This is a genomic window from Bradyrhizobium sp. CCBAU 11361 (assembly GCF_028128935.1).
In the GTDB taxonomy this organism is placed as follows: domain Bacteria; phylum Pseudomonadota; class Alphaproteobacteria; order Rhizobiales; family Xanthobacteraceae; genus Bradyrhizobium; species Bradyrhizobium niftali.
In genome coordinates this window covers 39,738-63,920 of the sequence record NZ_LBJZ01000023.1, presented here as the reverse complement: position 1 = coordinate 63,920, position 24,183 = coordinate 39,738, and the positions used below count along the sequence as shown (strand labels likewise).

The window sequence follows — 24,183 nt, the reverse complement described above, 5'->3', positions numbered from 1 at the left end:
CAACGGGGGCGTCCACACATGTCCATGACGATATGGACAGCGAGCCCCTCAGGGATTTGAGCGTCGATCTCTTTGAGTAACTTCAAGAACTCGACCGCCCGATGGCGCTTGTAGCATTTGCCAATGACAAAGCGGAAGCGACATCGAGCGCGGCAAACAGCGCGGGCAAGTTCATCTGAACACTTGGATCGGGTGCCGAACGAGCATCATGGTCACAAGTGGTATCATCACATCTCCAAGCAGCCAATGCCGCTTGAACGGTTTTATGAAGAAACGATGTAGACTTTCCCGCAGCACCTGGTTGCAGGCGTCCCTGTTGTCGCGCCTGAAACCACCGACGTCTTGAACAAGACAGCCAGAGCCGCAACCACGTCCATAGCAGTGCTCAGTATGGCAGCGCTCAATAAAGAGAAGATCTTGCCGGCGTCCGCCAGAATGCTCTCACCATTTTTGAGCGGTGCGTTGGTGTGTGAGAACGTGCTAACGCTAGTCATGGCCTCGATGATGCGAACGCGACCGTAGCGATAAGATCGCGTCAGCGAGGGCAAAGATAGCTGAAGCGCGCAATCCGAGGTAGCGTGTTCAATGAGGAAGACAGCAGAAAAGCGGCCGCATCGTGGCCTCGTCGTGTAGCGAAATGGGTAGCTGGCCATCAACTCACCGACGAACTCGCCGTAACTGCAACACTTCTATGAAAGCATGGATTTCACATCGGCTGGAGAGCGGAGAAGACGGAAAGCTCCGTGGCCTGGCTAACCGTACACATGACTCCGGCGCCATCGAGCCCTGGGGCCTTATCGCCAATGCGGCGGGAACGATTAAGCTCTCAAGGGAAGTGGAGGATCGACTCCACGAGATCCGGACCGGATTGGAGGGCTCATCCGGCGTCCAATTTGTCTCGCCCTCTGAAATCGTCGCAGACGAGGTAGTGTCAGTCTTGAGAACCCTTCATGATCCGGACTACCTTGATGCACTCCAGCTCACGCCGCATCCACAAGAGCCAGAAATCACAGAGCTTGCCACAAGATATGCCGCGCACGGAAGGAGCCCCGGACGCCGGGACTCCCCGAGCCGACGGTGGGGTATATCGACCAAAGGCATGGAATAAGCTGAATTTCGAAACAACAAAGCCGGTTGGCGAGAAAAAACTCCTTGAAGGCGTGTATGATGCGGGGGTTGCTTACAGCAGAGCGGCGCTCGAACATCCCACAAGCTCGAGATCTGCAGAAAATCGGTGAGGTGGTGACGACGTGGCTGCTATACGGCCCACGTCCCCGCTACTCAGGTACGATCATCGCCAGCCTCTATCCTGAGTTGCATGGCGTGCTGCCTTGAACATATCACTACAACATGAACGAGCACCGTCATGACCTCACCCCCTCCTGACGCGCGAACGAAACTTGTCATTGCTGCTCTGACGATCGCTGCGTTCGCTATCGGCCTGGACACGTTTGTCATCATTGGAGCGCTCGATGTAATCTCGCGTGATTTTGCGATTTCAACCGGCGCGGCGGGTTGGCTGATCTCGATTTACGCGCTCTGCTACGCCGTCTTCGCGCCGCTGAATGCCTGGATGTTCAAGGCCATGAGCGGCCATAATGTTCAGATTCTGTCCGTTTCGATCTTCATCATCGGTAACCTGATCTGCGCGATCGCTCCGAACTTCCTAACCCTTGCTGCAGGCCGCGTCATTTCGGCCTACGGCGCGGCGATGTTCACCCCGTCGGCTACCGCGCTGGCCGTGGAGCTCCTGCCGCCAGCCCGCAAAGGGTTCGCGTTGTCTCTCATCTTTGGCGGCATGACTGTTTCACAGGTTGCGGGCGTTCCTGCCACAAGCTGGATCGCAGATGCTATCGGCTGGCGCTTCTCATTCGGTTTCGTCGTCATTGCCGGGCTTCTCGCATTGATAATCTTCGCCCCGATGATGTCCGGAATAGCTACCAAGGCGCCGGAGCGCGGAGACGGCCCAATCTCGAAAGGCCTCTCCAAGACCATCTACGGTATCCTTTCCGTGACGCTATTCATCGTCGTTTCCGAGTTCATCGTTTACTCCTATGTGAGCGTCTTCATCATCGGTTCTCTGCTTGCCGGGGTGCCGCTGCTCTCAGCCGCACTCTTTGCCTACGGTTTCGGAGCCGTGACGGGAAACGCTGCGTGCGGCGTTCTGACTGACCGTTTTGGCCCGTATAAAGTTCTCATCGCGGTTGTAGGCGCACAACTCATCCTGCTCGTAGGTTTGGTTGCGTTCGGACAGCATGGTGCCCTCACCGTGCTCATCGCCTTCTTTTGGGGTAACGTGAGCTACATGTATCTGGTCCCGATCCAGCACCGGCTTCTCGGTCTGGCCGGAGATAGGTCGAAGCTGGTGCTGGCAATGAACAGCTCGACCACCTTCGCGGGGATCGCCATTGGGGCTTTTCTCGGCGGCATCCTTGTCGAGACTAGCGGCGTCGCGTCTCTGGCTGCGGCATCGATCCTGATCGGTCTCATCGGCATCGGGCTGGCTGTTGCCTTCATGCGTGATGCAGCACCGGCAGAAGCCGCGACTGCAGCATGTCCGAGATGATATCGGTCAACGATCGAGTTATTGCCGTCCCAAAATTAAGAACGCTTGCGCACACCCGCGACAAGATTGTGAAGGAGATCGGAAGCCTCAAACGGCATTTCCGCAGCGTGCTAAGCATTTGGATCGAAGCCGCACGCGTTCCGCGCTCGTACGAAACAACTAAGGGGCGGCCCCGGCGCTGCAAGGCGATGCAGGCTCGCTTCAACCAATTGGAGGCGGAGATGGACGCCTTCAAGAGCCAGCCGGTCTACGACCCGGCAGATGTGGCGGCGGGACTGCGGGAGGAACAATTGATTTTGCCGCATCCTTGACTGCTTGCGCAGCGACGTCGCCGGACGAGGGATCGATGATTGATCGAGACAGCTCTCTTTGATCCGCGACTGCCTTTTCGAGCGCAGAGAGGAATTGCCGCCCCTCTTCTGTAATTCCCAGCCGAGAGCATCGGGAAGACAGACTTCGCCGAAAAGATTTTAAGATCCGGCGCGCGTCGGCCAACCGCTTCAGCGATCGGCCCAGTCATGGCCGCTGTTCATCAGGATCTCCACGGCCCGTCGGACTTCGGCAAGGGAAGCCCGCCTGGCGGGCTGACCGGCCAGCACTTTCAGGAAGGGCAGCTGGAAGACACGTGCCGCGTCTCCGAGGACTGTGCGGTTTGCGAGACAGCCTCATGGCAGGAAGAGGCGGTCGAAAGGCCAAACGCCCGGCGCGCCGTGACAATGCATCGCCGGACAGGTGCGAGAACACGCTCTGCCGAGATCGTGTTCGGTGGCGAACCGGATCAGCCAACCCGGAGATCCTCAGCTGACATCTTGCCCGAACGCCCGGCCTTGAGCTGATAACTTACCCGGGCCCCCTCTTCGAGGGTGGTGCAACCGGCCTTTTCGACGGCACTGATGTGCACAAAGACATCGGGACTTCCGTCCTCAGGCCTGATGAACCCATAACCTTTGGTCGAATTGAACCACTTCACAATACCCATTGCCACGGCGGCATCTCCATAGTGAACCGTTGTGATCTAGCGAAGAGTCTGCCGGCCATCAAGTGGGTGGAAAGAGACGCCCGGCGTCGGTGCGCTGGTCACCCGCTCTTTTTTTTTGTCGCGTAGCTCTAGCTGCCGCCGCATTGCAAATGACAGAAAACGCCCTCACGTCGACGACACTTCGCTTCAAGGCTTCGGGATCTGGATGACGTTTTGACCTTCGTTTCACTCGTCGCTCGCTTCGGCTTACAGAAGAGTTGCAGAGCCTCGAACACGCCGCGCTCATCCGGAGCCGAGCTAGAGCGGATAGGATTGATCGACGTTGAACAACAGGGCGGCCGTGAACTCCTTCGCGCGGCCTGGAGCAGGATTATCAATCCCCGCCATGCCTGCATTGAAGCTACGTGACATGCTTTCTCAAGCACGAAGACAGTCGCAGGCCTGCGCTTTAGCTGTTCGCTTTTGGATGTCAGCCGCACGCCGGGCCATGTCGGATGAACAGGGGTCTGCCGAGACAATCCTCAAGGAAGCGCATCTGGCAACTTGCCGCCCGCTCGTCATGTTGTGTTTGGGAAGTTGCCAGGAAACCCGCTCGCCACCGGTGGAGGCTGTTCAGACCGGTTAGCTTACGCATCTTACATCGCGCCCGCCGGCGGCTCGTCAGCTCTCTCGCCTTGGGTTCGATGGATTCAGCTGAGCAACGTGAAGACGTTGAGATAACCAATGGTCTCAATTTTATCTGCTTCGATCAGCCCGTCCACCGAATTTACTCAGAACAGAGCCGCTTCGATGCATAGGTGTATTCAAGGGCCAGTTGACGCGCATATTCCATGAGATTGGCTGCGGCGCTGTGTCCCCCGTCGATGTTCTCGTAATAGAAGTAAGGCTGGCCCAGCGCGGCGAGCTTCGCGGCGGCCTTGCGGCCGTGCGCTGGATGCACGCGGTCGTCCTTGGTGGAGGTAAGAATTAAGGGAGCGGGATAGGTCTTGCCCGCCATCAGCTTCTGGTAGGGCGAGTAGCCTTCGATCCAGGCACGCTGTTCGGCAATCGCGGGGTCACCGTACTCGCCGATCCAGGACGCGCCCGCGCCCAGTTGGGTGTATCGAAGCATGTCAAACAGCGGCACCTGGATGATCGCCGCGTTGAAGAGCTCGGGACGTTGGGTGATTGCGACGCCAACGAGCAGGCCGCCCTGGCTGCCGCCAATCGCGCCTAGCCGGCGCGGACTTGTGATCTTCCGGCGGATCAGGTCCTCGGCAACGGCAATGAAATCATCCCACGTCGTCTGCTTCGTTGCTGCCTGGGCCGCTTGATGCCATTGTGGGCCAAACTCGCCGCCCCCGCGCAGGTTCGCAACGACCCAGGCATTGCCCTGTTCGAGCCATAGCCGCCCCACCGGTCCCAGATAAGAGGGCAAAAGCGGAATCTGGAACCCGCCATAGCCATAGAGAAGTGTTGGGATTGTGCCGTCAAACCTTGCGTTCTTCGGCCGCACCAGAAAATAGGGAATTGACGTGCCATCACGCGAAGTGGCTTCGAGCTGCTCCACGACATGGTTGGACGCATCGAAGGCAGAAGGTGTCTTCTTCAATTCCTCAAGGTTTTTGCTTTCGGCATCAAAATACCAGACTGACGTTGGTCTGAGATAGCTCGAGACAGCGAACATGGCCTGGTCCGCTTCATCGGAGGCGGCTGACAGGCTGACATTTGTATGTTCCGGCAGCGGGATCGGCGTCGCCGACCAAGCTCCCTGATCGTACTTATAAACGAACGCTCTGCTCTGAACGTTCTCGAGGATCGTCATGATCAACAAATTCTTTGTGGCGCCTACCCCGCTCAGGGCCTGGCGGGGCCCTGGTTGGAAGACAAGTGAGGCTTTGGCCCGCCGCGGATCCTGTTTCCATTCGGCCAGGTCATACGAAATTAGCGATCCGGCGGCGAAGCTGATATCGCCGGGCGGCGTCCATTCTTCATCAAGCTTCACAAGCAGGCGATCACCCACTAGTCCGATCATCGCGGCCTTCTTCGGCAGATTGAGCTTGACGGGTCCATTGGGGCGGAAGATCAGATACTCGGACTCGAAAGAGCTGATCACGCGGATCGCGCCGGTCGCATGAATATGGCCCTCGCTGTCACAAAGCACGAAGGGCTGCGTGTCAACGTCGGTGGGCTCGCCACGAAAGATCTCGCGAGCCTCACTGAGCGGCTGCGCGCGTTTGAGCTCCTTCACGACAAAGGGGTAGCCGGCTTGTGTCAAAGTCCCCTCGCCCCAGTCCCGTGCAACAAGGAGCGTGTCACCATCGACCCAGCTGACGTGCTGCTTGCCCTCTGGGAGATAAAAGCCGTCCGCAACGAAGGTCTTGGCATCGCAGTCGAACTCTCGTATGGACGCGGCATCCTTGCCGCCATCGGAAAGACTAATCAGGCAGAGGCGCCCTTCAGGCGGAAGGCAGCTGCCACCTTGAAAAATCCAATTCCTGTTCTCGGTGACGGCCAAGGCGTCCACGTCGAGGATGGTCTCCCACTGTGGGTCTTGGCTACGATAGCTCTCGAGCGTGGTGCGCCGCCAGACGCCGCGCACCTGGTTCTCGTCTTGCCAGAAATTCTCCAAACCGCGCCGCCCTAATGAAACATATGCGATCCGATCCTTGGCCTGCAGGATGGAGAGCGCCTGTTCGTAGAAGCGCTGATAGCGAGGATCTGACTGCAGCACCCCGAGCGTCTTCCCGTTCTCGGCGCGAGCCCAAGCCAATGCGCCTTGTCCTTCGATGTCCTCGAGCCAGAGGAATGGATCATTCGTCGATGCCAAGGTCGTTCGCTCCTGTGAAAGCGCCGCCGTGGCGCTGGCAATCGAAGGCAACACTGCGGAGGAGAGTGGTGATGTGTTCATGGACTTTCTCCCGATGGATCCGCGGGCCACGCTCGCACGCCTGGCGCGTCAAGCAGAAGCGGCGGAAGGCATGCAACGTATGACATAGCCCAGCTTGCGCCATGTTGTGGACCACTCACTGCAAACAGCGTGCCGGCTAAAGAGCCGCAAGTTTCAGCAGCTCCGGCTGCAGCACCATGTCCGCTTTCCGACACTGGTTGCCAAGCAGACACCGACAGCGTGGGGAAGGACCAAAAGCTCGCTGGTGTCGACGCCACTTGCAGAAGCTTTTGAGATGCGGTTCTGCAACGCGAAAGGCCGGTGGTGCGAAGCTCGAAAAATTACGCACCGACTTCATCGCCACTAGACGGTACGGTGAAGTTGTGCCGTATCTGGCACCTCCCGAACCGCCTTTTGCCCACTTGAACGCCGTGCCGCCCATATCAAGCATGCACTCATCGTGCATCATGCCGTCGGCTGACGGATATAGTCTTGGCAAGTCCTTATCGACCATGGGGCGGCTTGCATCCAGACTCTTCTCGGTGATGAGTTCCATCGTCCAGGCCAGCGTGATGTCCAATCGGGCCCGGCGGGCGCCGCAACGTTGGCGCCGGCCGCAGTTAATTCCGGCATGACAAGAGCTCGGATCAATGCTGCGCATCCCGTTTGATAACAATCTGACTGAAATGGACCCGCGGAGCGAGACCGCTTGAACGGGTTTATTAGTTGGAAACTGACCGCTCCTGATCCCTTTCTATCACGCTGCCAGAGTCTCTGTCTGCTGCAGTTGCTGTGGGCATGTGGTCAACGCGTCAGCGTTGTCCACCATGTCCACAGCCCTCGCGGCCTGCATCCGTTCGCGCCAAACCGCCATCGGCGTGCGATAGCCGTGCGCCTGATGAAGGCGACGATCGTTGTAGAAGGCGATCCAGCTCGCGACCCTGCCTTGGCCTCGCGGCCGTCGGCATAGCCCTTGAGATGTCCTCATGCTTGAGCGACCGCCACAGCCGCTCGATGAAGACGTTGCAGCTGCACCCGGGGCCGGGAGCGACATTGAATGATCTCTTACCTATCCTTCTCGCCCGAGCCGATGGGGCCGCTGGAGGGACTGCATTGTGCGAGATTGTCGACCCGATCCCGGTAGGACGATTTCTCATGACGAAAAAAACAACAGCATCGGCTCTCAATGTTGTTGATTCTCGCCGCAATAGCGGTTTTCCGGAAGTGCGCGGCGCATGCGCAAGGGCGCCGCGCAAGGTAAACAATTGTGCTTGCTCCGGACCGTAGCGATATAGGTCTTATCACCGGAAGAGCACGATCCTTGTGCGCTCAAAAATTGAATGGAAAGTAAGACCATGACCACCTACCGCATTGATTGCGTCTAACCGGATGAGCGGCATGAGCACATCATGGAGGTCGGCGGCCCCAAGCCCGAAGGAGGAAAGATGGCGGGGACAAGGTGGAAAACGTTGTCCGCGATATCGAGAACGAGCAGCACCGGTTCTACACGCAAAATGGCAATTCGACCGCTTGGGTTGCCGTGCGAAAAAGCTCGTCCGGACGCAAATTCATTCAGACCACGCAGATGGTCTCTGGAATGACAACTTGCTCGCCCTCGACGCGTGCTCGACCTACTTCAACAGCATACGCCCGCGAGCGGTTTCTCATCGAGAAGCGCGTGGCAAAGCAATTCTCCAGCGCCGATCGCAAAGATAGTTGCGCAGATGCCAGCAAGATAACCGAGCAGCGGTCTCGGCGCGCGGTCAGCTAGGAATTGATGCGCGGGTAACGGCATCGGGGCAAGAGAGGGTGCGAGGCGCCGCAATCCAACGCGACTTGGCGGATAGGCGCCGGATTCCGTTGACGAATGCGAGATAAGAGCCGCGAACGTCACCTCAAGTTGTACACAATTACATGATCTTTAAGCGACTCTTTTGGGGCTTCGATATGAAGAGACTTCTGGGACTTTTGCTGCTCGTCCAATCCCTGTTGTTTTCCGCTGAGGCCATGGCCCAAGGGCTTCCTGCTCCCTCATACTGGAAAAATGAACGAGGTTCGGAACTGTATATTTGGTCCGCCAATAGCGGGACAATACAAGGGATTTTCACAAACCATGCTCAAGGATTTGCGTGCCAGGGCATCCCGTATCCTGCATCGGGATCCCTTAGCCCGACCGGCTTGTATTTTGTTGTTACTTTTTCCCAGTGCAATTCCTTTACCCGCTGGGTTGGAAAAATTAAGGGGTCTCAGATCCCAACGTCTTGGACGCTGCTCTATGTTGATAAGAAAGGTAAGCTTAGCAGGCTAAAGGGCGCGGATATATTCACGCGTATATGGTAGTTTTCGATCTTCTCGCAATGCAGCTACTTAGATTTCAAAATCGCTCTCGCGAGGTTTGCATCCCAAATGGCGCGACTTGCTGAGCCGCGCCGGCGCCCGGATTTCGGCCTATTCTCCGGCCTCCTAGAAGAGCTGGAGCGGCAGGCCGACCAGCGCCTTTACCGATCCAGTTCCCGAGCAATAGCTTTCGGCGATTCCGTGGCGACGGTTGCAGACACTTGGCTAATGCTTCGGTTCGAAGCGCGCTACTCTGCGCTGGCTATCTCAGAGCTCTACAGGGTCGTCTTCGGGGAGATCCTCAGCGCGTGCCTTGGCGTCGTCCTCGGTGGCGCAAATTAGACCTATCGTCAGAAGATTTCGCCCTCGGAGGACAACCGCTCGAAATGTTTTCATCCGTCGGACATACCACCTCTTTCCCGCCTTCATCTTTTCTGTTCAGAGCCTGTTGCTTTGCAGCGACAAACGAGGCGCGATCGGGTTGCGGAGACACCACCATCGATGCAGCACAGCAAAGACGGAGCGGTGCGTCAGGCACGGATCTCACGAGACCATGCAAGCTGCATTGAGAGCCGTGGTAGTACGTGAACAAGAATACGACATCGCGCACCCGCTATCTCCTAGGCTTTCTCGAGATCATTTTCATGTCACCTATTCAGGCGATCAAAGATTGGTATGTGTCCCTGGACAAAGAACTTCAATCGGACATCGCGTACATGTTCGTATCTCTGACCCTCGGTGATCGCCAGGTTGCTCCCGCTGCCGCTGTTCGAAGGCTGCTGCAATGGTTTGACGTGCGTAGTGCAGGCACGGAACACGAGGATGCTTTAGCTGCCGTCACGTTTCGGGCCTCATTCGAATACCTGTTTGCCGACCGCTTCACGAGCGCCGGCTGGATTTTTCCGGAGCAGATGTTCAAGGACGTGATCCGCGAGGCTGCTGAAGGTAAAGAGGCAAGCAAGATTGCAACGAGCGCATTCCGGCTACTGCGGGACCTTCCGGACCGGAAAACGAAATGGAAAGAGGCAGGTAACAAGTGGAATGCCCTAATCAACTCGACACTCAACGATGATGCGCTGAGGCAGTGGACACAAGATCAGTTCCTGGCGAGCGACTTCGGGCTGACGCAAGACTGAAAAAGCTCCTGCCCCATCACCTCCCGCCATCCTCGCGACGCTGCGCGTGCCAGCTCTGTCCGCGCCTTGCGCGAGGCGTCGGCATGACGCTGCTTGCAGTCGATAACTGCAAGGTGCGGTTGACGCAATTGAGGTGGCTTGTTGACATGACCAACGGAGCCGCAATCACTGAAGACAAGACGGCCAATCATTGAAACTCGCCTGAACGGAAGCACGTAGAGTAATCCGTCCGATGGCTCGGGGGCTCGAGAGACCAGAACAGGCAGTGCCGCCGAGCCAGCCGTCCCATGCAGAAACCAACAACTAACGTCCGCCATCGCAGACCGTGGCTATGATCATGCGGACTCGTGCTATGCCTCGGAGTTTCGCTGGCATGGCCCTGAAGACGGCTAAAGCCACTATGGCGGTCATTATGGAAATGGATACGATCACGCCATGCGCTCTGCTCTTGCGCCGCTGTAAACGTTCGGAGCGGGCAAATGCCCTACTTTGAGTGCGTCTGTCCCAACCGAGAACAGTTCCTAGTCACACCTCCTGCTGAATTTACGTCGGTCCCGAGACAAGCGGCATGCGCGCGTAACTATCACGGGTCGGGGCGCATACTGCTCGTCGGCGCAACTTCCTGCCACCTGACCACCTGTTCGCAAGTGGACCTTCGCTCACCATAAAGCCGATTGAACAGAAAGACGGCAGGAGACAGCTGCTTTGCGCCGATAATCGCCGTGACTGTAATGCTAAAGTTGGGCCTGCTAATTACACAGGACCAACATGGTCAGAAGCATTCGCAATACTGTCATGGTAGGAACTTTCCTCGCAGTCACAGCCGGCAGCGCTAGCTGGGATTTCCTGAATACTTATTTCGCCTGCATCCTCGCGCTCGCCGCGTCATTCGGTGCTGGCCTTTGGTTCGAGCGCGCCTTTATCAAACGCGCTCATCGCGAGATGACGCGCCTTCACGGCGCGGATTGGCGCGTCGGAGACCGCTAATCTAGCTGGCTCGCGTTTACAAAAGGATCCGCCAACCGCTAAGGCAAACGAATGATAGTCGATCACATCAGCGCGAGCCTAGCCAGGCTCGAGGGGTCCATCCAGAAGTGTTCGATTTGCCCGGTCTGCTGCGGGCCGTCCGCTTGTGATCTTGGCCATCACAGGGACGTGGCGCCCTTCTTTGGGAGGAGTGCGAAAGCTTCGGGATGGTGATCGCCACCAGGCCTGCAGCTCACAGCAGGAGGTGACGAACATCTCGAACGGCGCAATTTAGGGCGAACGATACCACGGAAGACCAACAAAGCCTGGCTGCGAGACATTCCTGGCTTGGAACAGGCGCCAGAATCTCACCTCGAAACGCACGAAATCCGCCTATGGACTTCTTCTATAAGCTAAAAAACGGATCGCCTCTTCATAAGATTCGGGACAACGGTACCGAGTGCTTCAGCATCATGCCGATAGCAGAAGGGGTCGATGCAATCCGCCGATTCCAACGCGTTGCTCACGATGCGATCGCCTACGCCAACGACGAGTACAAGGCAATCCCACACGAAACACACGGTTCGGCGTGAGGATGTTTGATGTCGTGGTAATCCAGAAAGTTTCGCCTTAAGAGCGCTGCCCCCGGTTGGCAAAGCTGGTTCCACAGATAGCTATTTGACTGAAGTATGCTCAGGAACCGATCCCGACCATGGAGCAAAGAAGACGACAAACGCCTTCTCAAGCTCGCTTCGAATCGTGAAACCGCAAAGCGGATTTCCATTCTACTCGAGAGAAGCGAAAATGCCGTCGCCCGACGGCTCAGTATATTGCGAGAGCGGTACGCAAAGTCGAAGGCGATGAGCACGCCGCGGAGTCCTACGCTGAGCAGCGATTGCGGACTAGGTCCGCGTCACTTAGCGCAACGCAAGACAAGACCGTGATTGCGTGTGAAAGGTCCGTCGATGCACCGATGAAGCGAGAGTCGCAGCCGCTGCTCAGGCTTACCATTCAAATTCGCTGCACTATTCCTGACGGTCATGCGAGAAATCGTTTGTTTTCAGCGCGCTCACGACGCGGTTCGCCGTCTCTCGGCAAGAACAAAAGATATCGAATTTGCGCTCTTGATTGGAAAGCGCAGTGCAATATGAAATCGTTCGACGATGTTACCAGACGGAATATCGCGGCGGCGTGCGCGAGCTTCAGGCGCCTGCCGCAGAGTGCAGGACCGGACCGACTCACGCGTACAGCGGTGGCAATCGTGCTGACCGCCTCTGGCGAGGGCCACGACATCGCCTTTCTCCTCACATTGCGCGCGTCAAGATTGCGCTCGCATCGCGGCCAGTGAGCTCTGCCCGGCGGACGCTGCGACGAAGGCGAGACGCCGGTCGAGGCGGCACGGCGAGAACTTGAGGAGGAGCTCGGGTTGGGGCTTGCGGGTGATGCAGTGCTCGGCATGCTCGACGATTATCCGACACGCTCCGGCTATCTGATCACGCCCGTTGTCGTATGGGTTGCTGATAGCGCCGCTATGGCGCCGAACCCGCATGAGGTCGCCTCCGTCTTCCACATTGCGCTTCATACAATCGAACGTGAGGACGCCTTCGACTTCGTCACCATTCCCGAAAGCGAGCGGCGCGTGATCCCCTTTCATCATCGGGGGAGCCTGATCTACGCCCGACAGCGGCCCTAATCTGTCAGTTCCGCGAGATTCTGGCTGGGCGCGCCACCCGCGTTAGCGATTTGGAACAACCGATCTTCGCCTGGGAGTAAACGGCACTTTGCGCTGACACTTGGCATGGCGGATCTCCGATCGTGCCGCGCACAGTGTCCGCCCTAGAGCTTGCCGCAACCGAGCCGTTGAGAATGTGGCGAATGCCCGGGGCGATGAGGGCGCTGCTCGCAGCGTCGCGCAAGAGTTGACTGATCTCACCTACTCCGTTGCGCCGGCGTTCATCGTGTGTGCAGCAACATATTCTTTCGCTACCAGATTCATGCCGTCGCGCAACGGTGTCACGACGCCGACATGCGCAGCGCGGTAGAGAGGTGCGAGCGCAGCCTGGCTGAACGAATCGTTCTTGTAGTGGATCGGGCTCCACTCGTCTGTGCCAAGCTCGGTATTGACCTGGTTGATAGCGGTCTGCACGTCGTCTCTATATTTTTGGTACTCTTCGACGTCGGCGCGTGAGGACGGGGCGATCTGCAACAGCGAGATGCTCTGCGGCTGCTTCGTTAAAAGCTGATTGAACGCTTCGACCCGTTTATCGATCCCTTTCGTGTAGTCGAGCCGGTCTACGCCGATGGCAAACTTGGCGCCTTGGAAGTTTTGCAATAGTGACGAGACTTTTTCTTGCTCTGCGGGAGAGAGGTCTTGCGCAAGATACTCTGCGAACTGCTCGGGATCGATGCCGATTGGGAACTTTTGAAGTCGCGTCTGGCCACGTTCTGTGGTCACAATGCCATCCTTGCCCTCCAGCGCGAAATGGGTTCGCGGGCAGGCCAGGAAATTGTTCAGATCCCGGTTCGTCTGAAAGCCGAGGAGATCGTACTTCAGCATCGATTTCATCAGTTCGCGATGGTTGGGTACGCACTCTATCATGTCGGGTGTGGGCCACGGCGTATGGAGGAAAAAGCCGGTTGGCCGCTCAATGCCCAGGTCATGCAGATCGGCCCCAAGCGGGAGCAGATGATAATCATGCACCCAGAATGCGTCCCGATCTCGTACGTCGAAAGCCGCGCGCGCGATGAAGTCGTTGATCCCTCGATAGCTGCCATAATCCTCGTCCGAGCCCGACATCCGGTCCGGCAGGGAGTGCAATGCTGGCCACAGCGTTGAATTCGAATAACCCCGATAGTAGCCAGGATGGTCCGCGGCCGGCAGATCGAGCCTGGCGACGTGGCCTGCACCAGTCGGCACCAGTGGCAGGGGCCGATCGATCCCGTCGCCGCGGGTCTCCGAAGAGCCTATCCAAACCGCGCCGGAACGTTCCACCACCGGCTCGAGGGCCGCGGCGAGGCCGCCGGTCTGGGGTTTATTGGGGTCGAAGGGTGCAACGCGGTTCGAAATGACGACAAGCTTCAAATCGGGTTGCTGGTTGACGGCATCAAGACGATCCTCCACCTCGTCCGATACACTAGGATCGGAAGGACGTGCACTAGCTTGTTGCTCTTGCGGTCCCTCGTCCAGGTGCTGGTCAAAGGCCGCATGGCCTATGGTTTCATCTTGCTGGGTCGCGCCTGATGTACTGCTGGAATCCAACGTTGCGGTGTCGAGCGTGTCATGGATTCGAACCATCACGTAACTCCGTTTGACGATGTTTGCGTTTGATGCAGTCGCAGATCAGCCCCGAGATGTCTCCACCACGCCAGGATGGCAGGTCTAACTTTCGAGAAGCGGACCGGTCGAGCAAAATGGTCGGATTGCTGCATCCATCCAGGACTTCGAGGCGGTCGTGGCGGATGAGGCGACGAGATGTCGGATTAAGGCAAGACCACGTTTGGCTTCATCGACTTGATGAGTGCACGCAGAGCGTTGTCGTCTTAGGCGGCGACGCACAAAAGGCTCGGTTGCGTTTCGGCTCCGCTTTGGTTCACATCTTTGTCGAAAACGAAGGTCCGGATCTCATCCGATAGGCCGGCTTTGCGCCTTCGGCTCCCTGCCGCGCCGCAGAATGCCGACGGCAAGGCCCCTCATCCCTATTTTGATCAAAACCCATCCAAGTTGGGCCTTTGTCACGGAAGATTTCCTCGTATTTTTCACCCTCGATGGTTTCCTGCGCGGAGTTGTCATCTGGCGGCGAAATTCGTCTCAGGCTGGAGGTGGGCTATGCAGTACGACCGGATAGATGCCCGCATTCTTGAGATCGTGCAAAAGAATAACCGTCTGACTTCAGATGTGATTGGCGAGATGGCCGGGCTTTCTCCTACCGCATGCCAACGACGGCTAAAGAGGCTCCGCTCGGAGGGCATCATCCAGGCCGACGTGTCGGTTGTATCGCCGAGGGCGGTCGGACGACCTATTCAAGTGCTTGCACTGGTGACCTTGGAGCGGGAAAGCGCCGATATCATCGATAGGTTTAAAAAAGCCATCAAATCATCAATCGACGTCGTCAACGGCTTTTACGTCACGGGCGATGCCGACTTCGTCCTGTACGTTACCGCGCGGTCTATGGAGGAGTACGAGGAGTTCACGCGGCGCTTCTTCTACGAAACTCGCGACATCAAAGGCTTCAAGAGCATGGTCATATTGGATCGCGTAAAGGTTGGATTTGCTGTTCCGGTTGAGCTTCCCCCAGACGATTGATTGCACCGATGCGGGCGATCGTCTCGCGCCCGCAATCGAGGTGTTGACCTGACCGTTCCACTCTCCGGTGGCTTCTTGGGATCGCAATCAGCATAGCAAGAAAAGACGCATATAGAGCCCGGTCATACGGCAATGTCGTGGACGCCATCATCGTATCGCTAGCGACAAGGTGCAAAAGCAAGAATGGGGCGCGTTGAGTCAGCCGGCGCGAGCGCCTCCATTCGCTTGGTCGAAATTCGTCGAAGACAGGCCCATCAGCGCGGGATTTGGGCGCCACTGAGTTACTCGTTGCATCAATCAAGATGAAGAGGGTGCTATAGTCGCAATCACGTTCTCGTTACGGTCAGGCGCAGGCTAGCAAAAGCCTCCTGCCAGGGGAGGGACCATGACCGACCGCGTGCCCGCCGTCCTCGAAGTGTTTGACTGCTCTCAAGATAGTGCTCTCAAGCAGCTGCCCGGCACACGACCGGAACATCAGCGTTCTTTTCCGGTGCGTCCCGCGAAGCGGCCCATTGTGAAGAACGTAATCTTGGCGCGTCTTCCTATCCAACAGCTTGTGGCAATAGGGGAGTGCCTCGAGCCGGTCGCCTTGAAAGAACGGATGATTCTGCAAGAGCCAAAAAGGCCGGCCGAGCACGTCTATTTTGTAGAGAGCGGCCTCGTCTCGCTCAGAGTTGTTGCCGCGGGCAGTATGCTCGAAACGGCAGTCATAGGCTATCGGGGCGTGGTCGGCACTTCCTTCTTGTGGGGAGGACATCTTTCAATCCATCAATCTGTCGTCGTCTTCCCTGGAAGCGCCCACAGAATTCGCGTCGAAGATCTTCGTCGGATCATGAAGGTGCATCCCGAGATCAGAGACCATCTGTTTGAGTACGTGCAAGCGCTGACATTTCAGTGCGTCCAGACAGGATTGTGCGGGGTTCGGCACCATCGTGAACAGCGCCTCGCGAGCTGGATTTGCCTTGCTAGTGAAGCTGTTGACGCCCGCGTGCTGCCAGTCACCCACGATTACCTTTCCTCGGTGCTGGGACTGCGCCGCGCAGGGGTAACGGAAACGTTGATTCGCTTCGAAGAGCAAGGACTGATTCGCAAGATGCGCGGGGTCTTGCAGATCGACAACCCCAAATCGCTCGAAGAAAAGGCATGCTGTTGCTACAAGCTCGTCTCAGCTGCCTATGCCTCCTCATCAGTCCGCACTCTGGGCGAAGAACAGGCGAGCTAGCAACTCCCGAGTGGCGTTCTGCATCCTCTCGGTTCTTGTTACGCGAAGTTGAGGCAATTCTCCCCGGGAAAGGCCACACCGTCACGAACTAATCGTTCCCGTTGCGCCGTGCAGCTGGCGGTGGGTAACCGATCGTCGGCGATACCTGGGCTGGTCAGCTTGCGGTTGTCGCAACGCTGACGCGTCGTCGTTCAGCCGCGCGATGCGGTTCGGCGATTAGCGGGCACGCTGGACAACCGGTCTCGCGTTGTGCTCAGCAGGATCGCTGGATGGGCGCAACGAAGCCGGAAAGCTACCGGGCGCGACATCCACACTTCGTCAACTCGGTATGCTGGAAAGCCTGGAACCGCCGCCGGAATTAACCAACCACTTGTCCTCCGCGGACTTAGAGGCTGTCGGCGTGCGCGGCCGGAACATTTTCTCAGATTCTCATCGAGGTGCTGGGTTATCGGGATCGAAGGTGCTGCTATCATCGTCCGGGTGATGATGAAGCAAATGGGGCAGCTGGCGCCATGTTGACTCGAAGCGATAAGCCGAGCACTTTGAGCAGTCTAAGTATCAATTGGCTGGTCTCTTCAAGACCGCAATATTTGCCATGAAACGCACGCCGACGTTGGGGACAAATGCAAGCTCCTGCTGCCTTCGCCCCAACGAGTTCGGCCGCTGCCGAGCACCCGAGGGCTGTCGTATCTTGAATATTGATCATCACATTTTCCACGGCGCACCGCCCCAGCGCGTTGGTCAATTGGGTGCGCGGCGCTGGATGATGTCCCTTTCGAAAACCGCTGGCAGCCAAGGGCAAGGCCCGGCGAGCAATCTCAGGCTCGGAGTTCTGATTCTAGCCTACGCCAGAGCGAACCAATCCCTCTGTGTACCAGATCCACAAATAGCCAATTTGCGTCGCACGAGCATCTGTCCTGCCCTTGAGACTTCCCATGCAATCTCGTCGATTTCAGCAGCGATCTCCTCGGCGCTACGCAGTTCGCGCCTTCGCAGCGACTTCAGAACGCGCCGCCCGAGCGCGACGAGGTCGAAGTTCGGCTCGACGTTACCTTCTTCAAAGCGGTCACACCACAGGAGCTGGCCGCGCCAGGGGACTCATCATCTCGCGTGGGATCTGATTTCCGTCTAGAGCGCCCGTACATGTCAGACATGGCAACTCAGGAGCCAACATTTGCACGCGCCCGGTGATGTGGGTGACTGCGCCCTCCCGGACGGTAATGCTCGTGCCCAATGTCGATTGTGGGCACCAGGTATTGGTAGGCGATGTGGCAGACCACTGCCCTGCTCGCATGGGAATCAGTGCAGAGGAAGACGAAGTCGAGGCCGACAAGCTCCGCCGCGATGTTCGCATCGACTACATCGGCTCTCAGTCCCCGCACCCGCGAGGCCGAGGAACACGCGTGTATCTCCCTTTCCGCGACGGCGATCTTGCTCGTGCCCACGTCACTGGGACCGGCTCCGGCCAAGCGGTTGAGGTTCGTGGTTTCGACCACGTCAGGATCGATCAGCACGAAATCGCGAACGCCGAGACGAGTAAGCTGTTGGAGCATCACTGACCCTGTACCACCGACCCCGACGACACCCACCTTCAGTGACGAGATTGCCCGCTGACCATCGGCACCGAAGGCGCGCACCTGCCGATCGTATCGGACATCGCCGCCTTCGGCGGATTTGTCGGACGACAGGAGGACCAGTCGCTGGCCTACCTGCCAGACTGGCACCTCCTGGGCCGTGCCGATCCGCCGGGCTCGGCAGCCCACCTGACTGAATACGAGCGCCAGGTGTTCGCCTTTAGGCGCCCGGCGACGCAGATAGCCGGCCAATGCGACCTCGCCCGCATCGTCGACTGCGGAAAATCGTGGATGGCTCTGTCGAACGGATGGGTATGCACCAGCACGACGCTTCGTCCCAGCGCGCGGGCACGTGGCGACTTCGACGATGAATGCAGGTCGAAGCGTTGCCGACACCTCATCGCGATGCTCGTAAGCCGAGGCGGCCACGGTCTCTACGTCGTCCACCAACCATGTATCGGTGTGCGGATCGTGCACCGAATAGGCCACCCCGCAGCTCTCGAGTGGCGCTGAGGCCAGCAGGTCGGCCGAAGCCCTGCGATAAGCAGGCCAGGAGAAACGCAGTCCGCTCATTGCAGTCGCCTCAGGCGATCGGCGATGGTGTTCATCCAGCTTGAGAGCGTGTCGCGGTTGGGATTCCATGCTTGGACATGCCAGGAGAACCAGAGTCCAGGCTCCGCGGTCTCCGGGATAATGTTGTTGTTGCCGGCATTGCACGGCATGCGTCCACCCTCGAGCATCAGATCGTTGTCCGCCCAGAAGCACTCGGGTGCGGCAAAGGGGTAGCCGGTCGGAACCAGAAAACGGATCGAAGTCGCAGCCCTGCTCCAGCCGGACGGCAGCGAGATCGAACCGATCGTCACCAGGATTGCGCCGCTCGGCAGTCCTTGCGTACGCACATCCGGCCAGCGCCGGCGCAGATCCTCGATCTGGATTTCAGCGGCCGCCCATCAGCCGAAGTTCGCCTTCGGGGCCGACGAGAAGCGAAGTGGGCCCTTGTCCTTGTCTAACGAGACCCGTTCGTCATCTCCGATAATCCGATCGGGATCGTTTCCGTGCCCTTCGAGAACGAGATCATGAGAGGCGTCCCAGTCGGCAACGCGCGCCTTAATATGCAGCCCTGTCAGTGCCGGCTGGTCGGTCTCGTACTTCTTGCCGCCGACAAAGAAGAAGTACGTCTCGTGGTGTCCGTTCTGCTCGTCACCCATCTGTTCGCCTCTATTGTCGTCGCACCCCGGCGCGGCTTCCCAGCCGAACATGTGCGAGCTCCTGCAAATCACACGATGCGGGCCCCCGGCCCGCGTGCCAGGGCGTTGTTATACGAACAAGGTCGGTGATTTCCTTCGAAATGCGACTGATCCATGCCGAACGGCGCAAGAGAGAGGCTGAAGGGCTCAGGATCCGCGCTCTTTCGGCGTCGGCCGGCGTCAGTTCTCATGGCGGGCGCGAATCGAACGCGCGATGGGTTTCCCGACAATCCAAGGTCACGCCGCCCAAGTGGCTTGCACCTGAAGCCGAAGAAACCGGGCTGACCTCCAAAAAGCGCCGCGGCTAGAACGTTCGCTTTCCCCATGTTGCATGCACTTGTCCACTTGTCCGGGTCCCCGAGCTCATTCGAAAGCACCCGGCGCATCCGCGTCGGGAGAGGCGGCCTTCGGCTGCAGCCCAAACTCGTGAAGCGATAGCCGCGTCCAAGCGTCCAATGGTCTGCGGCAGACATAGGACTGACTTTTGGAGCCTCCAGAAAGGCGACTTTTCAACTACCGCAGAGATCGGGGGTGTGGCGCGCACACATGGCAAGAGCGTTTGGCTTTCTTCCGATTGGACATGGGCCGCTCGGGACCGGATCAGCGGATTAAGGGCGTGATTGTTCTCCATGCGCAAAAAGCGGACGGCCAGCTCCTGCTCTGGACCGACACTCCGCACGACCATCTTATTGGGTTTCGGGCCGGACCACCCGTCGTCTGCAGCCAGGGCCGGCCGTTTCGATCGTCAGAGACCGTGAACGGGTCGCCCGGCTGTACCGCCGGCCACCGAAATAGGCGTGTAAGCTTCTTTCCGCTGAGGGGGCGGTCAGATTTGCCGACGGGTGTCATCACGACAACGAAGAGCGCATTCATGAGCAGCCAAATCGACAGCAAGCACAGGGCGGTGTGCATGGCAGTCTCCGAATTCGTTCATGGTAGCGGAGAGCTTCTGCCGAGTTGGACGACTCCTTGCGAACCACACAAACCGCGCGTCTACCATCGGTTCCTCGACTGATGGGCCGGCTACGACTCATTTGGGCGGATTGTCCCTGCATGCTTCCTCCGCCGAAGGGCATCGGCATGGCCGACAAGAACGGACCCGCGAAACAGCCCGCAGCTCTCTCGTCCAGGGCTTACAAGACGCGCCCTTCTAAAGACCGACTCACAGGATCGAACGTCCTTGCGACCGGCGGCCCCTGCGAAACAGAGCCACACCAGACCTCCAACCCAATTCTTTGCTGAGGATGATTGAGCGCGCATTCTATAATTTGCAGAACAGTCATCTAAACAAGAGTTTTGCAGTCATCAAGCTCCGCGCAAGAGAGCCGACGCGTAACCGGCCTGCGGCCGAAGGGAATAAGGCGTCAGCTCTGCATCGGTCTAGGTCTCGTAAACGTCCAGCGGGAGCGTCCGTGTGCGCCGAACACTAAACGCAGCGTCAGAGAAGTGTCTCAACGAACCCACTTCCCACGATGATGCGGGAGACTGCAGGATCCCTGCCATGGCCGCAGATTCAACGCGTACACCAGCTGAATTGCGCAGAAGTCCGGCTTCACACAACGCTTCATTGCGATGCGACATTTACCTCCGATCGCCCGCGGTAACAAGCCGTGCGGAAAGTCACTGAACACTGTGCGAGGGAGCGCAGCGTGACACGATCATCGTTCGGCCGCCGCCCCGTTTGCGCCGACGAGGCTGCGGACGGTGGCACCCCGTGAAGGACGAGAGCGACGGCAGTCGATCAGGAACGAGCGTACCGTCACGCCACCTGCAGCAGCCCTCGTGATCCGAAGGCCATACACTTGCCCGATCGCGTGTCCTCGAGGCGGCCACTCTCTATCTCGCGACCGCGTTGCCGTATGTATCAACTATGCGCCGAAGGTGAACATCTTCACTTCCGAAATAAATGAAGACCTGCAAACAGCCGGAATGGTGAGGACGTATTAAAGCCTTTTGAGCATCGACCGCATCGTCCAATCAAGAGTGACACCCCGCAAGCAAACACGCAGCACTTTTTACCGTTGGCGCGCTCGGACAGCGCATCCTCGCGGAACCCCTCTTCTCTTCTCAGAACTGATAGGAGAACTCCGTTCCTGTTTGAGCTATTCCTTCCAGGTTGATGATACTTGCCACCCAGCAGCGAAGCCCACAGCCGATTGGCGGCCAATAGCCGGGCTTTGAAGTCGCAGATGCTGGTTTCGGATGCTGCAATGTGAGTAGCACGACAAGTCGACAACCGCTTTACGATCGCGAGCCGGAGCACCTCCGCTATGGTTTGTTCCACATGAGTGTGAGCTGTCATCTCACCTAAGGGGCATGGTGATTCAGGTCCTCGATTCCCATTCAAGTGACTGCTCTCCGCCGATTGTTTTTGTCGGCAGAAATCGGGCCGGTAACTGGGTTGCCCGCGAAAAACGGGGCTCGTTTGGCGGGCTTTTTATCAACCGCGCTGAAGCTCTGAAATACGCTCTCCTCAAGAACGGACGCCATCCAGAGAGCGTCATCGAAGTGACGCGTGAGATCGAGCTCGATATTCCGATCCCGTGAACAGCAGAACATTACGGATGTGACCGTTCTTCTGCACCTGTGCTGCCCTTCGAAGCCGAGGCACTCGCCATCGCAGGAGTAACCGCCGCCAGCCGATGTTCTTGAGCGTACGCATTTCAAGCATTCAATCAGTCAGACCAGCGGCTTTCCGTCGCAGATTCTGTCGGACGACAATCATCGGCCAATCATTGCGTCCGCTCGACGAGGCGTTACATCGTTATACACCTGAATATGAGCCGTCCTGACTCGTGCCGTTCGACGACATAAGATGAGAGCTCCAAGGACGCGCCATCGACTGCTCCATCTGGAACAGTTTCACTACATAAGCACAGCGCCAAAGAACTCGTCGGTTTCAACTGCATCGGCCTATCTTGAGGTGGAACGCGTTCGCGGGCTTAACGCCATCTCATCCGCAGCGATACGTTCCATTGATGTCACCTACCAGTTCTCGACACTGGGATCCGACGGCCGTCGAGCTTTCAAGAGTGTTATGCGCCGATGATCTCACCTCGCCTAGTGGTCCGCAGCGCCCCACAGTGACGATCGGCGATCGAAATAAAGCACGCCCTGTTCATAGCAACAGCGCCTGCATTATGGCTATACAGCTGCGGGCGCGTAATTCGATTCGCATTTCGCCGGAGCAACCCACGGCCGGCCCTCACATTTCGCTAGATCTGCGTCAGTGGCAACGTAACCGCGGCCGTTACTTTAAATAAGACGCAGACGCCGCGCCTTGACGACGCACTGGGTACGGCTGGTCGTTTCCAGCTTTCGCATCGCATTCTTGACATGAAAGTTGACGGTGTTCTCGCTCACTTCCAAGATGACTCCGATGGCCCAGGATGACTTCCCCTCCTCGACCCATCGCAAACACTGTCTTTCCCGTTCCGACAGCATAACCTCTTGCACATCCGCCATGAATTTCTCCTGGAGCCGAGAGGACCAGAACGAGATCAGCAAATGCCATACCACTCAGTGGCACCCGCAAACTCTCGCGGCAGGACAAGTTCTTGGGCGATTGCCGGTCCATTCTCGGGAGACTGCCATCAACTGCAGCCCTATCGGCGGGATTGCGACATATGTCGTAACGCAACAGCAGCATTTACGACAATCGTAGCAGTCGATATTTGCGTCAACATCTGTGTGAGCTGGATATCACCCTTTGACCAGGCGCTCCTCCCGCCAGGGGTGAATGCTCTGTGAAGGGCCGCAGCACCCGGCTTGTGAGCCCAGATCCTTCAATTGCACCAAAGCTTTCCTTTCCAGCGTGTCGGCTCGACGCATCCACCCATAACGACAGCCTACCGTTCGGCGCCAATCCTATGGCGATATGCAAGCTTTTACGTCCCGATAAACCTACCAACGCTGGTCATTGATCGGCATCACGACAAAAAGATATGAACAGTGAAGTTTGCGCCAATCGACGCTCGGCCTCAGGATTTCTGTATGCAGTATCAACCACAATCCGTTCGGCCTAACGCAGGTCATCAATGCACTCGGCCGTCGTCTGTCGAAATACTTCGCGCCCAGGTCTGCTCGAATGGCGAGCTCTCGTTTCTGATGGAGGCGCATGATGGCCTGTCCGCCACAATCGCCCAGCGCTCGGGATTCAAGGGGCTCTGGGCGTCTGGGTTGTCAATTGCTAGCTCGCTCGGCTATCGCGATGCCAACGAAGCTTCATGGACCCAGCTCGTCGCGAGCGTCGAACGCATAGTGGACTCGACCGAGCTGCCTGTGCTCGTTGATGGCGACGGGGGCTTCGGCAATTTCAACAATGCGCGCCTCCTGGCACGCAATGCGATGTCCGTTGCCAAGAAGCCGCGGAAACCCGCTGATTTCCCGGTGACCGCCGAAGGCCAAAAAAAAACAGGACGGCAAGGCGATCGCAAGCACGGAGGATGCAGATCTCGCTGCCGACGTGGCCGAACGCCTTAACGACGACGAAGCTTGGCGCGAAGAACGCCATCTTATCGAAGCGCTCCGGTCTGCCGCGGTATTCATGGCTGCCGCGAAGCGCCGCGCGCGGGCGATCTGCTCCAACAAAAACTCCTTACTCCTGGGCATGGCGTCATCTTGGTTCGATGCCCTGTCCCACAGACCAATGCGCAACGCGCGAGTCTGTTACAGAAGCGGAAATTGAAGGTCTCCAATACGTCAAATCTTCAGGCCCGCTCGCTGTTGGGTTTTTCATTTCGAGCCCGGCGATCGGTGGGCGCGCGATGGCCTTGGTGAGCTCGGCGCCGAAGAGGAAGATCTGCGCCGAATAGTAGGTCCAGAACATCAATGCGATCAGCGCGCCGGCCGCCCCATAGGGTGAACTGGGCGCTGCGCGCCTGAGATAAATCCCGATCAGCGATTTTCCGACGGCGAACAGCACGGCCGTACCCTGGAGGATTTGTTGGAGAACCCCGCACTCCCGGGTGGCAAGTATGAAGTG

The 24,183-nt window shown here is 58.0% G+C and carries 20 protein-coding genes and 4 pseudogenes; 12 read left to right on the top strand and 12 right to left on the bottom strand.

What is annotated here, in order from left to right; translation table 11 throughout:
• Window positions 1–163 (bottom strand): annotated as a pseudogene (locus tag XI08_RS46180) (IS630 family transposase); the annotation flags it as partial.
• 100 nt (window positions 164–263) lie between these two features.
• Complete coding sequence (locus XI08_RS07830; protein WP_271574001.1) at window positions 264–653, bottom strand: hypothetical protein; 390 nt, start codon at window positions 651–653, stop codon at window positions 264–266.
• A 713-nt stretch (window positions 654–1,366) separates the two neighbouring features.
• Here XI08_RS07830 and XI08_RS07825 point away from each other — a divergent pair.
• Both XI08_RS07825 and XI08_RS07820 read left to right on the top strand, forming a co-directional pair.
• The gene (locus tag XI08_RS07825) at window positions 1,367–2,566 is read left to right on the top strand and encodes an MFS transporter (protein ID WP_271574000.1); all 1,200 of its coding nucleotides are present in this window, start codon (window positions 1,367–1,369) and stop codon (window positions 2,564–2,566) included.
• The gene (locus XI08_RS07820; RefSeq protein WP_271573999.1) at window positions 2,554–2,877 is read left to right on the top strand and encodes a hypothetical protein; all 324 of its coding nucleotides are present in this window, start codon (window positions 2,554–2,556) and stop codon (window positions 2,875–2,877) included. Before XI08_RS07825 ends, XI08_RS07820 begins: the two co-directional genes overlap by 13 nt.
• A 467-nt stretch (window positions 2,878–3,344) precedes the next feature.
• On the opposite strand, the gene XI08_RS07815 is transcribed toward XI08_RS07820, so the two are convergent.
• The 3 genes from XI08_RS07815 to XI08_RS07805 form a co-directional block, all read right to left on the bottom strand.
• Window positions 3,345–3,551, bottom strand: a complete 207-nt coding sequence (locus XI08_RS07815) for a cold-shock protein (protein WP_271566990.1) — start codon at window positions 3,549–3,551, stop codon at window positions 3,345–3,347.
• 760 nt (window positions 3,552–4,311) lie between these two features.
• Window positions 4,312–6,435 (bottom strand): prolyl oligopeptidase family serine peptidase, encoded by a 2,124-nt coding sequence (locus tag XI08_RS07810; RefSeq protein ID WP_271573998.1) that lies wholly within the window; start codon window positions 6,433–6,435, stop codon window positions 4,312–4,314.
• A 136-nt stretch (window positions 6,436–6,571) separates the two neighbouring features.
• A complete protein-coding gene (locus tag XI08_RS07805; protein WP_271573997.1) occupies window positions 6,572–6,994 on the bottom strand; it encodes a hypothetical protein in 423 nt (140 codons plus the stop codon).
• A gap of 879 nt (window positions 6,995–7,873) precedes the next feature.
• Here XI08_RS07805 and XI08_RS07800 point away from each other — a divergent pair.
• The 5 genes and pseudogenes from XI08_RS07800 to XI08_RS07780 all read left to right on the top strand — a co-directional run bounded on the left by XI08_RS07800 (window position 7,874) and on the right by XI08_RS07780 (window position 12,626).
• Window positions 7,874–8,185 carry a hypothetical protein gene (locus XI08_RS07800; RefSeq protein ID WP_271573996.1) on the top strand — a complete coding sequence of 104 codons (312 nt, stop codon included), beginning with the start codon at window positions 7,874–7,876 and terminating at the stop codon, window positions 8,183–8,185.
• Between the two features lie 143 nt (window positions 8,186–8,328).
• Window positions 8,329–8,754 (top strand): avidin/streptavidin family protein, encoded by a 426-nt coding sequence (locus tag XI08_RS07795; RefSeq protein ID WP_333927147.1) that lies wholly within the window; start codon window positions 8,329–8,331, stop codon window positions 8,752–8,754.
• Window positions 8,755–9,335: 581 nt separating this feature from the next.
• Window positions 9,336–9,887 (top strand): hypothetical protein, encoded by a 552-nt coding sequence (locus tag XI08_RS07790; protein WP_271573995.1) that lies wholly within the window; start codon window positions 9,336–9,338, stop codon window positions 9,885–9,887.
• Between the two features lie 1,361 nt (window positions 9,888–11,248).
• Entirely contained in the window at window positions 11,249–11,446 is a 198-nt protein-coding gene (locus tag XI08_RS07785) for a hypothetical protein (RefSeq protein ID WP_271553179.1), read from the top strand.
• Window positions 11,447–12,000: 554 nt separating this feature from the next.
• A pseudogene (locus XI08_RS07780) lies at window positions 12,001–12,626 on the top strand (NUDIX hydrolase).
• A gap of 160 nt (window positions 12,627–12,786) precedes the next feature.
• On the opposite strand, the gene XI08_RS07775 reads toward XI08_RS07780, so the two are convergent.
• Window positions 12,787–14,148 (bottom strand): alpha,alpha-trehalose-phosphate synthase (UDP-forming), encoded by a 1,362-nt coding sequence (locus XI08_RS07775; RefSeq protein ID WP_271573994.1) that lies wholly within the window; start codon window positions 14,146–14,148, stop codon window positions 12,787–12,789.
• Between the two features lie 531 nt (window positions 14,149–14,679).
• Between XI08_RS07775 and XI08_RS07770 the strand changes: the two genes are divergently transcribed.
• Both XI08_RS07770 and XI08_RS07765 read left to right on the top strand, forming a co-directional pair.
• On the top strand, window positions 14,680–15,156 hold the full coding sequence (locus XI08_RS07770; protein WP_271573993.1) for an Lrp/AsnC family transcriptional regulator: 477 nt from the start codon (window positions 14,680–14,682) through the stop codon (window positions 15,154–15,156).
• 385 nt (window positions 15,157–15,541) lie between these two features.
• Window positions 15,542–16,378 (top strand): Crp/Fnr family transcriptional regulator, encoded by an 837-nt coding sequence (locus XI08_RS07765; protein WP_271573992.1) that lies wholly within the window; start codon window positions 15,542–15,544, stop codon window positions 16,376–16,378.
• Window positions 16,379–17,538: 1,160 nt separating this feature from the next.
• Here the strand turns inward: XI08_RS07765 and XI08_RS07760 are convergent.
• The 3 genes from XI08_RS07760 to XI08_RS07750 all read right to left on the bottom strand — a co-directional run bounded on the left by XI08_RS07760 (window position 17,539) and on the right by XI08_RS07750 (window position 19,211).
• The gene (locus XI08_RS07760) at window positions 17,539–18,525 is read right to left on the bottom strand and encodes a ThiF family adenylyltransferase (protein ID WP_271573991.1); all 987 of its coding nucleotides are present in this window, start codon (window positions 18,523–18,525) and stop codon (window positions 17,539–17,541) included.
• Window positions 18,522–18,815, bottom strand: coding sequence for an E2/UBC family protein (locus tag XI08_RS07755; RefSeq protein ID WP_271573990.1), 294 nt, complete (start codon window positions 18,813–18,815; stop codon window positions 18,522–18,524). Before XI08_RS07755 ends, XI08_RS07760 begins: the two co-directional genes overlap by 4 nt.
• A gap of 87 nt (window positions 18,816–18,902) precedes the next feature.
• Entirely contained in the window at window positions 18,903–19,211 is a 309-nt protein-coding gene (locus tag XI08_RS07750; protein WP_271573989.1) for a hypothetical protein, read from the bottom strand.
• 74 nt (window positions 19,212–19,285) lie between these two features.
• Here XI08_RS07750 and XI08_RS07745 point away from each other — a divergent pair, with 74 nt between their 5' ends.
• Both XI08_RS07745 and XI08_RS07740 read left to right on the top strand, forming a co-directional pair.
• On the top strand, window positions 19,286–19,507 hold the full coding sequence (locus XI08_RS07745) for a hypothetical protein (RefSeq protein WP_271573988.1): 222 nt from the start codon (window positions 19,286–19,288) through the stop codon (window positions 19,505–19,507).
• Between the two features lie 2,008 nt (window positions 19,508–21,515).
• Window positions 21,516–21,746, top strand: coding sequence for a hypothetical protein (locus XI08_RS07740; RefSeq protein WP_271573987.1), 231 nt, complete (start codon window positions 21,516–21,518; stop codon window positions 21,744–21,746).
• A gap of 708 nt (window positions 21,747–22,454) precedes the next feature.
• Here the strand turns inward: XI08_RS07740 and XI08_RS07735 are convergent.
• Window positions 22,455–22,649, bottom strand: a pseudogene (locus tag XI08_RS07735) (response regulator transcription factor); the annotation flags it as partial.
• Window positions 22,650–23,306: 657 nt separating this feature from the next.
• On the opposite strand from XI08_RS07735, the pseudogene XI08_RS07730 reads away from it, so the two are divergent.
• A pseudogene (locus XI08_RS07730) lies at window positions 23,307–23,540 on the top strand (isocitrate lyase/phosphoenolpyruvate mutase family protein); the annotation flags it as partial.
• Here the strand turns inward: XI08_RS07730 and XI08_RS07725 are convergent.
• The gene (locus XI08_RS07725; RefSeq protein WP_271574005.1) at window positions 23,424–23,786 is read right to left on the bottom strand and encodes a hypothetical protein; all 363 of its coding nucleotides are present in this window, start codon (window positions 23,784–23,786) and stop codon (window positions 23,424–23,426) included. The pseudogene XI08_RS07730 and the gene XI08_RS07725 overlap by 117 nt on opposite strands.
• 28 nt (window positions 23,787–23,814) lie before the next feature.
• Complete coding sequence (locus XI08_RS07720) at window positions 23,815–24,123, bottom strand: YhjD/YihY/BrkB family envelope integrity protein (RefSeq protein ID WP_271573986.1); 309 nt, start codon at window positions 24,121–24,123, stop codon at window positions 23,815–23,817.
• Between the last annotated feature and the right edge of the window lie 60 nt (window positions 24,124–24,183).

Coding starts and splice junctions, on each gene's coding strand:
- XI08_RS07765 (WP_271573992.1), top strand. CDS start 15,542: ATGACCGACCGCGTGCCCGCCGTCCTCGAAGTGTTTGACTGCTCTCAA.
- XI08_RS07750 (WP_271573989.1), bottom strand. CDS start 19,211: ATGTTCGGCTGGGAAGCCGCGCCGGGGTGCGACGACAATAGAGGCGAA.
- XI08_RS07795 (WP_333927147.1), top strand. CDS start 8,329: ATGATCTTTAAGCGACTCTTTTGGGGCTTCGATATGAAGAGACTTCTG.
- XI08_RS07825 (WP_271574000.1), top strand. CDS start 1,367: ATGACCTCACCCCCTCCTGACGCGCGAACGAAACTTGTCATTGCTGCT.
- XI08_RS07760 (WP_271573991.1), bottom strand. CDS start 18,525: ATGAGCGGACTGCGTTTCTCCTGGCCTGCTTATCGCAGGGCTTCGGCC.
- XI08_RS07785 (WP_271553179.1), top strand. CDS start 11,249: ATGGACTTCTTCTATAAGCTAAAAAACGGATCGCCTCTTCATAAGATT.
- XI08_RS07770 (WP_271573993.1), top strand. CDS start 14,680: ATGCAGTACGACCGGATAGATGCCCGCATTCTTGAGATCGTGCAAAAG.
- XI08_RS07740 (WP_271573987.1), top strand. CDS start 21,516: ATGGTGATTCAGGTCCTCGATTCCCATTCAAGTGACTGCTCTCCGCCG.
- XI08_RS07830 (WP_271574001.1), bottom strand. CDS start 653: ATGGCCAGCTACCCATTTCGCTACACGACGAGGCCACGATGCGGCCGC.
- XI08_RS07775 (WP_271573994.1), bottom strand. CDS start 14,148: ATGGTTCGAATCCATGACACGCTCGACACCGCAACGTTGGATTCCAGC.
- XI08_RS07810 (WP_271573998.1), bottom strand. CDS start 6,435: ATGAACACATCACCACTCTCCTCCGCAGTGTTGCCTTCGATTGCCAGC.
- XI08_RS07820 (WP_271573999.1), top strand. CDS start 2,554: ATGTCCGAGATGATATCGGTCAACGATCGAGTTATTGCCGTCCCAAAA.